Below are 12,031 nucleotides of genomic sequence, written 5' to 3'. Positions count from 1 at the left end.
GCTGCGGCGGGGAGGGTCAGGCCGGGGTGCTGGCCGGCTCCTGCTCCCGCTCGACCTGCTCGTTCCACTCCCGCTTGCTGGACTGCCAGCCGTCCTCGTTCAGCCCGCTGCGCCAATATCCCGAGATCGACAACTGGTCCATGCCGAGTTGCCGCTCCACCCGCAGGTAGGCGCGGAGTGCCTTGACGAACCCGGCCTCACCGTGCACGAAAGCCTGGACCCGCCCGGCCGGGAACTCCAGCGCCCGGACCGCTTCGACCAGCGCCTTGCCGACCGGCTGGGAGCCGCGGTGCAGCCAGGTGATCTCGGCGTCGGCCGGCGTCTCCAGCTTCTGCTCCTCGTCCGGCCCGTCGACCTCGATGAACGCCCGCACGGATGCGCCCTCCGGCATCGCGGCGAGGGCGGCGCCGATGGCCGGCAGCGCGCTCTCGTCACCGGCGAGCAGGTGCCAATCCGACTCGGAGCTGGGCGAATAACCTCCGCCGGGGCCCATGAACCGGAACGGGTCCCCGGGCTTGGCGCGGGCCGCCCACGGGCCCGCGATGCCTTCGTCGCCGTGGACGACGAAGTCGACCCACAGCTCGGGGAGCTCGGGCAGCCACTTGCGCACCGTGTACGTCCGCACGACGGGCCACGTCTCGCGCGGCATGGATTCCCGGATCTTGCCCATGTCGAAGGGCTCCGGGTATTCGACTCCGGCCTGCGGGAAGAGCACTTTGATGTAGTGATCGGTGAAGCGCGCCGCGTCGATCCGGGCGATGGCCTCGCCGCCGATGACCACCCGCACCATGTGCGGCGTGAGCTGCTCCACCCGGGTGACCACGCCTTCGTGGGCAGGTCGCGCCGGTCGATTCGCCATGTCTGCACCTCACTGCTGCGGGAGGATCTTCGGCGGTAAGGCTACCCTTATTCCTGCCGTTCAACCGGACCCGCCTCGCATGTTAAGAATGCGCGGTCCGCACGCCGAGTGCCCTGCCGCGATCTTATCTCCGCTGGTCAGAGCGCCTTTCGCGAGAGTCGCGCCAGCGGGCGGAATTGACCGTCAGGACGATGCGCAACCATCCAAAAGATGAGAAAAACCAAAGCCGAAGATCACATTCTTCCCGTACGCCGTGAGCACTCCTACCGGCACCCGGCACGAGGCCGGGCGCCGGCCGGGACGAGAGCCGCGCGGGCAACATGAGAGCGGGTGCCGGGCACGACGGCAGAGCCGCGCGGGCAGGACGAGAGCGGGTACCGGGCACGACGGCAGAGCCGCGCGGGCAGGACGAGAGCGGGTGCCGGGTACGACGGCAGAGCCGCGCGGGCAGGACGAGAACGGCGCCCCGGGCGTACGCGGAAGAAGTTCCACGCATCCCGGGGCGCCGCCCGTCAGCAGATCAGTAGCGTCGCGGCCGCGACCGGGTGAAGGCGAATCCGATGATCGCCAGCAGTACCAGCACAGCCCCGCCGCCGAAGATCGCCGGGTGCTCGCTCACCAGTGTGAACGGTCCGCTGGAGCTGTTGGCCGGCGGCTCGGCGACGGTGTCCCCGGTGTTGCTCGTGGGAGTGGCGTTGTCGGGTGCGCCGACGTCGACGCCGTAGTCCGCGGCCGCCCCGGTGTCGGGCGTCCCGGTCGTCGCCGGCTCCGGTGCCGTCGTCTCGGTCGTGGCGGGCGAGTTGTCCGAGGTGGACGAGTCGCCGCCGGAGGAGTCGCTACCGGAGGAGTCGCTACCGGAGGAGTCGCTACCGGAGGAGTCGCTACCGGAGGTGCCGGTGCCGGTGCCGGAGTCCGTGGTGGTCGACTTGGTCGACTTCGTGGTCGCCGGCTTGGTCGTGGCGGCGGTGGTCGGCTTGGTCGTGCTCTTGGTGGTCGCCGGCGTCTCGGTCTGCGTCTGGCCGCCGCTCGCGTCGCGGGTGGTCTCCGGCTTGACGGTCGACTTGACGGTGGCCTTGGGCGTCGCGGTCACGGTCCCGGCGTTGGTGTTGCCGGTGTTCGTGCCGCCGCCGTTGTTGTTGCCGGTGTTGTTCCCGCCGTTGTTGTTGCCCGTGTTCCCGCCGGTGTTGTTACCACCGTTGTTCTGGTTGTTGCCGCCCTGGTTGGCACCACCGTTGTTGTTACCAGTGTTCCCGCCGTTGCCGCCCTGGTTCCCGTTGCCGCCCTGGTTCCCGTTGCCGCCCTGGTTCCCGTTGCCGCCCTGGTTCCCGTTGCCGCCCTGGTTCCCGTTGTTGCCCTGGTTCCCGTTGTTGTTGCCGCCCTGGTTCCCGCCGTTGTCGTTGCCGCCACCGGCGCCCCGGACGGTGATCCGCACGGCGTCGATCGCCGGCGTCTGGTTGGCGCGCTCCATCATCGGCGTGCGGTGTGACCCGTCGCCGGCCCACGACGCGCACTGCGCGGTGCCCTCGGTCGGCAGTCCGGGCACCTGGATGGTCACCGTGTCCGGTGTCCGCCCGCCCTTCTTGTCCTCGGTGGCCACGAAGAACGCGGGCACGGGCGCGGGGTCCGGCGCCGAGTTGGTGCTGGTCAGCATGCGGCAGGCGGTGTGGAAGTGACCGCGGACGATGCCGTTCTGCAGGACGCTGGACTCCACGTAGTACCCGCCCTGACCGGCGGCCAGGAATCGGTCGCGGATCAGGTTGCGGGTGCTCACCTGGAGGGTGAACGGCGTGTTCGGCGCGACGTTGGCCGGCGCCTGGGTGATCAGCAGGGACGCGTCGTTGGCGGCCGAGGCGACCTCACCGAACTCGGTGGAGACGCACCGGTCGCCCTTCTGGAAGCCGTCGTGCGCCGGCAGCTTGCTGTCGATGCAGGTGTCGGTGAGGATCTTCTGCCCGTTGACGACCTTGCCGGCCCCGCTCTGGCCGGCGGCTTTCGTCTGCGGGGTCTCGTCGGCGTGTGACAGCTGTGCGAACCCGATCGCGCCGCCGGCGGCGACCACCACGGCCCCGACGGCCAGCAGCCGGCCGCGCTTCGATCCGGCGGCTGCGAGGCCGGAACGACGGTAGCCCGTGCTTCCCATGACGTGCCTTTCGCGTGTGGCGTTCGCCATTGTGTGGCGCCGACGCCCAGACGTTAGGAGCACCTCTCACGGAAATCAATTCCGGAACCACATTTAAGGTTTCCGCGATCAAAACTTAAAGAAAAAATATGCGAGGAGGCGTGACCCCCTGACATCAGCCGAACGGCTGATGTCCCCGGTTCAACGATCTTCGTCGAAATTTCGCTGACCTGCTCTAACTCAACCACAGCCCACGCGCAGAGTAAACGTCTCGCAACACGTCGACACGGTCGGTCATGATCCCGTCCACGCCCAGGTCGAGCAACCTGCGCATTTCCGCGGGATCGTCGATCGTCCACGCGTGGACTTCCCGGCCGATTTTGTGCACGTATTCCAAAAAGCGCTTCGTGAGCACCGGAATGGGCCCCTGCCGGACCGGGATCTGCACGGCGGCCACCGATTCCGGCAGGCGCACGGGCAGGCCGGCGATCGAGGCGAGTCGTAGCCGGGCCACGCCGCGCATGCCCAGCGAGGTCGCGACTCGCGGGCCGGCCAGCGCGCGGGCCCGGGACAGCCGCGTGTCGCTGAACGAGGCGAGCAGCACCCGGTCCCCGGCGCCGGCCCGCCGGACGGCCGCGACGGCCGGCTCGACGACCGGGCCGGCCTTCAGGTCGATGTTGAAGCGGATTCGTGGCCAGGCGTCCAGCACCTCGTCCAGCCGGGGCACCGCGGATTCGCCGCCGACCCGGATCGTGGCGAGATCGGCCCAGGTCAGGTCGGCGACCATGCCGGGGCGGCCGGCGAGCCGGTCGAGCCGGGCGTCGTGGATGACGACCGGGACGCCGTCCGCGGTGGCGTGCACGTCCGTCTCGACGTACCGGTAGCCCAGCGCGACCGCCCGCCCGAAGGCGGCGGCGGTGTTCTCGTCGCCCTCGGCTGCCCCGCCGCGGTGGGCGAAGGCCCGTGGCCGCGGGCCGTCCAGAAAATCAAGATCCACGGAGGCAGTATGCCGGGGTTGTTGCACAGACGTAAAAGAAACCGCGCGGCATTGACCCTCGCCATTGTCCTGATCATTCTTGATCGACGGCCCGACGGAGGGTGGCCCGAACTGGAAACGATCGAGTACGACGTGGTGATCGTCGGCGGCGGCACCGCCGGTTCGGTGGTGGCGTCCCGGCTGTCGGCCGACCCGCAGCTCAGCGTGTGCGTGGTCGAGGGCGGACCGTCCGACGTGGGTGACGAGCGGGTCCTCGCGCTCCGGAACTGGATCAATCTTCTCGAGACTGAATTCGATTACGACTATCCGACCGTTCCGCAGCCGCGCGGCAACTCACATATCCGGCACTCGCGGGCCCGGGTGCTCGGTGGGTGCTCCTCGCACAACACCATGATCAGTTTCCGGCCGCCGGACGAGGACCTCGACGACTGGGTGGCCGCGGGCGCCGCCGGATGGTCGGCCGCGGAGCTACGGCCGTACTGGGAAAGGTTGGAAATCTCCATCACGCGGGTCGCCGACAAGGATCGCAATCCGCTCGCCATTGATTTCGTCGCGGCCTGCCGGACCGCCCTCGGCGTGCCGGTGATCGACGATTTCAACGCGGCGCCGTTCGCCGACGGGGCCGGTTTCCTGCCGGTCGGCTACGACCCGGAGACCGGGCACCGTTCGTCGGCGTCGGTCGCCTACCTGCACCCGCACCTGGCCCGGCCGAACCTCACGATCATGACCGAGACCTGGGCGTACCACCTTGATCCGGAGCGCGGCGTGACGGTCCGGACGGCCGGCGGGGATCGGCTGATCCGGGCGCGGCAGGAGTACGTCCTCTGCGCCGGCGCCGTGGACACCCCGCGTCTGCTGCTGCTCTCCGGCATCGGACCGGCCGACGACCTCAAGCGGCTCGGCCTGCCGGTGCGCCTGGACCTGCCCGGAGTCGGCGAGAACCTGCTCGACCACCCGGAGTCGCTGATCCTGTGGGAGGCGAGCCGCCCGCTGCCGCCGATGTCGGTGATGGACGCCGACGCCGGGCTCTTCGTCCGCCGCGACCCGGGCGCCACACGACCCGACCTGATGTTCCACCTCTACCAGATCCCGTTCACCGTCAACACCGCGCGCCTCGGCTACGACGTGCCCGAACACGGCTTCGGGATGACGCCGAACGTGCCGCGCCCGCTCAGTGCCGGGCGGCTCACGCTGGCCGATTCCGATCCGTCGACGAAGCCGCTGCTGGACTTCCGCTACTTCACCGACCCGGCCGGCCACGACGAGCGGACCATCGTCGACGGCCTGCGCCTGGCCCGGGAGGTCGCCGCGACCGAGCCCTTCGCGTCGTGGATCCGCCGCGAGATCGCGCCCGGGCCGTCGCTTCGCACCGATCAGGAGCTTTCCGCGTACGGGCGAGCAGCGCACCACACCGTCTACCACCCCGCCGGGACGTGCCGGATGGGCGCTCCCGGCGACCCGGGTGCCGTGGTCGGGCCGGACCTGCGGCTGCACGGGTTCGGCAACGTGCGCGTCGCCGACGCCTCGATCTTCCCGACCATGCCCACGGTCAACCCGATGGTGCTGGTGCTGATGATCGGCGAGCGCGCCGCCGGCCTGATCCGGGAGTCGACGCGATGATCGCCGTTCGTGACCTGTGGAAGGTCTTCGGCCCACGCCCCGAGCGGGTGCCGGGGACGCCGCTGGCCGGCCTGTCCCGGGCCGAGCTGCGGGAGCGGACCGGGTGCGTGGCGGCGGTCCGGGACGTGAGCTTCGACGTGCGCCGCAACGAGATCTTCGTGGTGATGGGCCTTTCCGGCAGCGGCAAGTCCACCCTGGTCCGCTGCCTGACCCGGCTGATCGAGCCGACCAGCGGGGAGATCGAGATCGACGGGGAGGCGGTCCGGCAGATGACCGCCAAGCGGCTGCGCGAGCTGCGACGCCACCGGGTCGCCATGGTGTTCCAGCACTTCGGGTTGCTGCCGCACCGGTCGGTGCTGGACAACGTTGCGTACGGCCTGGAGGTCCAGGGCCTGGCCCGGGCCGCGCGGCATCGGCGGGCGGCCGAGATGCTGGAGCTGGTCGGGCTGGCCGGACACGAGCGGCAACTGCCCGAGCAGCTCTCCGGTGGCATGCAGCAGCGGGTCGGGCTGGCCCGGGCGCTCGCCACCGACCCCGGGGTGCTGCTCTTCGACGAGCCGTTCAGCGCGCTGGACCCGCTGATCCGCCGGGACATGCGGGCCGAGGTGCGCCGGCTGCACGCCGAGGTCGGCAAGACGCTCCTCTTCATCACCCACGACCTGGCCGAGGCGCTGACCCTGGGCGATCGGATCGCGGTGCTGCGCGACGGCGAACTCGTCCAGGTCGGCACCCCGGAGGACCTGGTCGGAGCGCCGGCCGACACCTACGTGGCCGACTTCGTCCGGGACGTCCCGCGCGCCGACGTCCTCACCCTCCGCTGGATCATGCGCCCGCCTGCCGACGACGAGGAGTGCGAGGACCAGCCGTTGCCCCAGGACACGGTGATCCGCGACGCGGTCACCCGGATCCTGCGGGCGACGCGCCCGATCCCGGTCACCGACGGCGACCGCCGGGTCGGGGTCGTCGACGCCGAGAGGCTGCTCCCCGCCCTGCTCGGCCACCATCGCCCGGGCCAGGCCGGATGACCGTGAACGCTCACCCCGGGCTGACGGCGCACCCGCGGGCGCGGCGATGACCACGCTCGCGGCGCGGCCCACCGCCACCGACGGGGGCCCGGTGACCGACCGGCCCGGGGACACGGGCGGCCGGCGGCGGACGGGACCGCTTCTGGTCCGTACCGCCGGAGCGGTTCTGATCGTCGCGACCGTCGTCGCGTACCTCGTCTTCCGCACCGCGCCGGTCGCGGACGACCCCGATGCGGCGGCGTTCCGCTTCTTCGGCGACGTCCGCGACTGGGCCGACGCCAACCGGGACACGCATCCGCTCTTCCTTTACGGCGTGAACTACGTCCGGCTCGACGTCCGCCTGCTGGTCGACGGCATCCGGGCCGCGGTGACCGGCCTCGGGCTCGCCGGCCTGGTCGCGGTGGCAGGCGCGGTCGCGTTCGTGCTCGGCGGGTGGCGCCCGGCGCTACTGGCGGTCGCCGGTTTTCTCTCCTTCGGCGTGCTGGGGCTCTGGGACGAGAGCGTCGACACGCTCGCGCTGACGCTGACCGCGGTGCTGATCTCGGTGCTGATCGGGGTGCCGCTCGGCATCCTGGCCGCGCGGGTGCGCTGGGCCGGCGCGGCGTTGCGCCCGGTGCTCGACGTCATGCAGATCCTGCCGACCTTCGCCTACCTCGCCCCGATGACCCTGCTCTTCCTGATCGGCTCGCCGGCTGCGGTGGTGGCCACGCTGATCTACGCCGTGCCGGTCACCATCCGGATCACCGAGCTGGGTATCGCCGGGGTGGCCCCGAGCGCGGTGGAGGCGGCGACCGCCCAGGGCTCGACCGGGCGGCAGCTGCTCACCAAGGTCAGGTTGCCGATGGCGCGGCCGGCCCTGGTCCTCGCGGTCAACCAGACGATCATGATGGCGCTCTCGATGGTCGTGGTGACCGCACTGATCGATGCGCCCGGCCTGGGGGTGAACATCTTGCGGGCGCTGGAACGGGTGAACGTGGGCGCCGCCTTCGACGCCGGCCTGGCCATCGTGATCATGGCAATCGTCCTCGATCGTGTCACCACGGCCGCGGCCCACCGACGCCCCGCCACGACAGCACGAACCCGGTGGTCCGCGGCCACGAGTCGGCGGTCGAGAGCCACGAGCCGGCTCACCAGGGCCGCGAGCCGCTTCCCCGGCGGCACGGGTCGCTTCTTCAGAACCGCCGCGGTGCCGGCCACCGCCGCCGTGATCGCCGCCCTGCCGATCGCCGTCACCCTGCCGCATCTCTCCTTCGCGAAACCGGTCAACGACCTCACCGCCTGGACCGAACTGCATGGGTACGACGCGACCGAGTGGCTGAAGAACACGGTCAGCACGCTGCTGCTCAACCCGCTGGAGACCTTGCTGGTCACCACCCCGTGGTGGCTCTTCACGCTGGTCGTGCTCACTTTCGGTCTGCTGCTGGCCGGGTGGCGCGCCGCCCTGATCGCCGGGGTCGCCGCGGCCGGCCTGACCGGGCTCGGCCTTTACCAGCACTCGATGCAGACGCTGGCCACCGTGCTGGTGGCGACCGTGCTGACCATGCTGCTCGGGATCACCGCGGGCGTGCTCTGCGCCCGGCACGACCGGCTGGCCGCCGCCACCCGCCCGGTGCTGGACGCCGCGCAGACCATGCCGTCCTTCGTCTACCTCCTGCCGGCTGTGGCTCTGTTCGGCGCGAGCCGGTTCACCGCGATCGTGGCCGCCGTCATCTACGCCGTCCCGCCGGTCGTCCGGCTGGTCGAGCGCGGCATCCGCGACGTGCCGGCCACGGTCGTCGAGGCCGCGCTCTCCGCCGGGTCGACCCCGCGTCAGCTGCTGTGGAAGGTGCAGCTCCCGATGGCCCGGGGCGGCCTGCTGCTGGCCGCGAACCAGGGCATCGTGATGGTCCTCGCGATGGTCGTGGTGGGTGGCCTGGTCGGGGCCGGTGCGCTCGGTTACGACGTGGTCGCCGGTTTCTCCCAGCGCGAGGACTTCGGCCGGGGCCTGGCCGCCGGTTTCGCCATCGTGCTGCTCGGTGTCCTGCTGGACCGCCTCACTCAAGGGTTCCATCGCGCGAAGGGTCCTTCCAGATGAGAAACAAGCCGCTTTCCTTCTCTCTTGTCGTCGTGCTCCTGCTCGCGGGTTGCGCCGGCGCGAAATCTGATGCGGGCGACACACCCGCGGCCGGAAGCAAGGGCACCGTCAACATCGCGATCAACCCGTGGGTGGGTTACGAGGCGGACGCCGCGGTCGTCGCCTACCTGCTGGAACACAAGCTCGGTTACACCGTGGAGAAGAAGAACCTGAAGGAGGAGATCTCCTGGCAGGGCTTCGAGACCGGCGAGGTGGACGTGGTTCTGGAGAACTGGGGCCACAACGACCTGCGCAAGACCTACATCGACGAGAAGAAGGTGGCGGTGAACGCCGGGCCGACCGGCAACAAGGGCGTGATCGGCTGGTACGTCCCGCAGTGGATGGCCGACCAGTACCCCGACATCACCGACTGGAAGAACCTCGGCAAGTACGCCGACCTGTTCAAGACGTCCGAGTCCGGTGGCAAGGGACAACTGCTCGACGGCGACCCGTCCTACGTCACCAACGACGAGGCCCTGGTCGCGAACCTGAAGCTGAACTACAAGGTCGTCTACTCCGGGAGCGAGGCGGCGCTGATCAAGGCGGCGCAGCAGGCCACCGCGCAGAAGAAGCCGCTGCTCTTCTACTTCTACGAGCCGCAGTGGCTCTTCGCCAAGGAGAAGTACGTCCGGGTGAAGCTGCCCGCCTACACCGAAGGGTGCGACGCGGACCCGAAGAAGGTCGCCTGTGATTACCCCGCCTACGAGCTCGACAAGATCGTCAGCAAGAAGTTCGCCGGCACCGGCGGCCCCGCCTACCAGCTGGTCAAGAACTTCAGCTGGACCAACGAGGACCAGAACCTGGTCTCCGACTACCTCACCAACCAGGGCCTGGACGCCGAGCACGCGGCCGAGAAGTGGGTCGCCGAGCACGAGTCCACCTGGAAGCCCTGGATCCCGGCGGGGAGCTGACCCATGAGCGAGCTTGCGAGCGAATCAGGGGCACAGTTCTCCCCTCGTCGCGGCCCCGGAGCGGAGCGGAGGTGACGCGATGAGCGGACCGAAGGTGGTGATCATCGGGGCCGGGATCGTCGGCTGCGCGCTCGCCGACGAGCTGACCGCGCGCGGCTGGACCGACGTGACCGTGCTGGAGCGCGGGCCGCTCTTCGTCACCGGCGGGTCCAGCTCGCACGCCCCGGGGCTGGTCTTCCAGACCAACCCGTCGCGGACCATGGCGCGGATGGCCCGTCACACCGTGGCGAAGTATCTCGAAATGGACTGTTTCCGGCAGGTCGGGAGCCTGGAGGTGGCGACCACCCCGGAGCGGCTGGCCGAGCTGCACCGGCGCTTCGGTTTCGGCCAGTCGTGGGGGATCCCCTCGGCTGTCCTGGACCCGGCCGAGACCGCGGCGCTCTTCCCGATGCTGGACAAGGATCGGGTGCTCGGCGGGCTGCACGTGCCGGGGGACGGGCTGGCGTCGGCGGTCGACGCGGCAAGAAGACAGGCCGAGCGGGCACGAGAGCGGGGCGCCCGTTTTGTCCCGGGAGAAGAGGTCATGGCGATCTCGGACGCGGGCACGATAAGAACTGCTGAGAACACCTATGCATCCGACATCGTCGTCAGCTGCGCAGGCTTCTGGGGGCCGAAGGTCGGCGCCATGGCAGGCGTCACCATTCCTCTGCTGCCCATGGCCCACCAATACGTCCGGACCGATGGGACCGGCGCTCACGACAACCTCCCCATCCTCCGCCACCAGGACCGCGACCTTTACTTCCGGGCGCACGGCGAAGCCCTCGGCATCGGCTCCTACCTGCACGAACCCATGCCGGTGGACCTCGCCGACCTGCCCGGCGGCGACCACCCGTCGATGATGCCGTTCACCCCCGGCACTTTTGCCGAGTCGTGGTCGGCCGCCGCCGAGCTGCTGCCCGTGTTGGCGGACACGCGGATCGCCGACGGCTTCAACGGCGTCTTCTCGTTCACCGCGGACGGCTTTCCACTGCTCGGCGAGTCCCGGGAACGACCCGGCTTCTGGGCCGCCGAGGCGATCTGGGTGACGCACTCGGCCGGCGCCGCCCGGGCCGTCGCCGAGTGGATGGTCACCGGGCGCCCTTCCCTCGACCTGCACGAATGCGACCTCAACCGGTTTGACGCGGCGCAGCTGGCGCCATCGTACGTACGGGAGAGATCGGTCCGGAATTTTGTCGAGGTATATGACGTCGTCCACCCACTGGACCCGCCGTCGGTGCGAAATGTGCGGGTCAGCCCTTTCCACTCCCGGCAGGTGGAACTCGGCGCGGTTTTCGGCGACGCGGCGGCGACGGGCTGGGAAAGGCCCCTCTGGTACGCGTCCAACCCGCCCCCACCGGCACCCCGCCCGCGCGACGGCTGGTCCGCCCGGCACTGGTCCCCGATCGCCGAGACCGAGGCCCGGATCACCCGCGAGCGCGTCGCGATGTACGACATGACCCCGCTCACCCGGCTCGAAGTGACCGGCCCGGTCTCCTTCCTTCAGGATCTGACCAGCGGAAACGTCGATCGCAAGGTGGGCAGTGTGGTCTACACGCTGCTGCTCGACCAGGCGGGCGGCATCCGCAGCGACATCACCGTCGCCCGGCTCGCCGAGGATCGCCGGCAGGTCGGCGTCAACGGCCCGCTCGATCTGGACTGGCTGCTCCGGAAGGCTCCGGAAGGCGTGCGGATCCGCGATGTCACCGGCGGGACCTGCGGGATCGGGTTGTGGGGACCGCGGGCGCGTGATGTCGTCGCCCCGCTCACCGACATCGACGTCGCACCCGATGCGTTCCGCTATTTCCAGTGCCGGCAGGGGTACATCGGCACCGTCCCGGTGACCATGCTGCGGCTCTCCTACGTCGGTGAGCTGGGCTGGGAGATCTATGCCCGCGCCGATCACGGCCTCGCCCTGTGGGACACGCTGTGGGCGGCGGGCCGCCGGCACGGGATGATCGCCGCCGGTCGCGCCGCCTTCCAGAGCCTGCGGCTGGAGAAGGGCTATCGGGCCTGGGGCGTCGACATGACCACCGAGGACGACCCTTGTCAGGCCGGGCTCGCCGCCGGGCCGGAACCGGACCGGCGGCTGACCTGCCTGCTGCTGACCGATGCCGGTGCGGTGCCGATGGGCCGTGAGCCGGTCTACGCCGAGGGGGCCCCGGTCGGGCACGTGACCAGCGCGGCGTTCGGGCACACCGTGGGCGCGCCGATCGCGTACGCCTGGATGCCGGCCGGTCTTTCGGTGCCGGGCACCCGGGTGGAGATCGGATACTTCGATCGGCGGCTGGCCGCCACGGTGGCCGCCGAGCCGCTGTTCGATCCGAAGCACGAGCGTTTGAGGAGCTGAC

General features: G+C 70.3%; 8 protein-coding genes. 5 read left to right on the top strand and 3 right to left on the bottom strand.

Annotated features, from left to right (window positions below; all coding sequences use genetic code 11):
* Nucleotides 1-16: 16 nt before the first annotated feature.
* The 3 genes from ACH442_RS23110 to ACH442_RS23100 all read right to left on the bottom strand — a co-directional run bounded on the left by ACH442_RS23110 (nucleotide 17) and on the right by ACH442_RS23100 (nucleotide 3,975).
* Complete coding sequence (locus ACH442_RS23110) at nucleotides 17-859, bottom strand: siderophore-interacting protein (RefSeq protein ID WP_396340157.1); 843 nt, start codon at nucleotides 857-859, stop codon at nucleotides 17-19.
* 520 nt (nucleotides 860-1,379) lie between these two features.
* Nucleotides 1,380-2,999 (bottom strand): hypothetical protein, encoded by a 1,620-nt coding sequence (locus ACH442_RS23105; protein WP_396340156.1) that lies wholly within the window; start codon nucleotides 2,997-2,999, stop codon nucleotides 1,380-1,382.
* Nucleotides 3,000-3,213: 214 nt separating this feature from the next.
* A complete protein-coding gene (locus ACH442_RS23100) occupies nucleotides 3,214-3,975 on the bottom strand; it encodes a glycerophosphodiester phosphodiesterase (protein ID WP_396340155.1) in 762 nt (253 codons plus the stop codon).
* A 51-nt stretch (nucleotides 3,976-4,026) separates the two neighbouring features.
* Here ACH442_RS23100 and ACH442_RS23095 point away from each other — a divergent pair, with 51 nt between their 5' ends.
* The 5 genes from ACH442_RS23095 to ACH442_RS23075 all read left to right on the top strand — a co-directional run bounded on the left by ACH442_RS23095 (nucleotide 4,027) and on the right by ACH442_RS23075 (nucleotide 12,030).
* Entirely contained in the window at nucleotides 4,027-5,595 is a 1,569-nt protein-coding gene (locus ACH442_RS23095) for a GMC family oxidoreductase (RefSeq protein WP_396340154.1), read from the top strand.
* Nucleotides 5,592-6,620, top strand: a complete 1,029-nt coding sequence (locus tag ACH442_RS23090; protein WP_396340153.1) for a glycine betaine/L-proline ABC transporter ATP-binding protein — start codon at nucleotides 5,592-5,594, stop codon at nucleotides 6,618-6,620. The genes ACH442_RS23095 and ACH442_RS23090 overlap by 4 nt, the downstream gene beginning before the upstream one ends.
* Before the next feature lie 46 nt (nucleotides 6,621-6,666).
* Nucleotides 6,667-8,694, top strand: a complete 2,028-nt coding sequence (locus tag ACH442_RS23085) for an ABC transporter permease (RefSeq protein ID WP_396340152.1) — start codon at nucleotides 6,667-6,669, stop codon at nucleotides 8,692-8,694.
* On the top strand, nucleotides 8,691-9,644 hold the full coding sequence (locus tag ACH442_RS23080) for a glycine betaine ABC transporter substrate-binding protein (protein WP_396340151.1): 954 nt from the start codon (nucleotides 8,691-8,693) through the stop codon (nucleotides 9,642-9,644). Before ACH442_RS23085 ends, ACH442_RS23080 begins: the two co-directional genes overlap by 4 nt.
* A gap of 79 nt (nucleotides 9,645-9,723) precedes the next feature.
* Nucleotides 9,724-12,030, top strand: coding sequence for an FAD-dependent oxidoreductase (locus ACH442_RS23075; RefSeq protein ID WP_396340150.1), 2,307 nt, complete (start codon nucleotides 9,724-9,726; stop codon nucleotides 12,028-12,030).
* Nucleotide 12,031: the final 1 nt, after the last annotated feature.

The organism is Actinoplanes sp. NPDC020271, assembly GCF_044388125.1.
Lineage (GTDB): Bacteria > Actinomycetota > Actinomycetes > Mycobacteriales > Micromonosporaceae > Actinoplanes.
The sequence above is the reverse complement of the archived record's forward strand: the minus strand, read 5'-3'. Positions and strand labels throughout refer to the sequence as shown.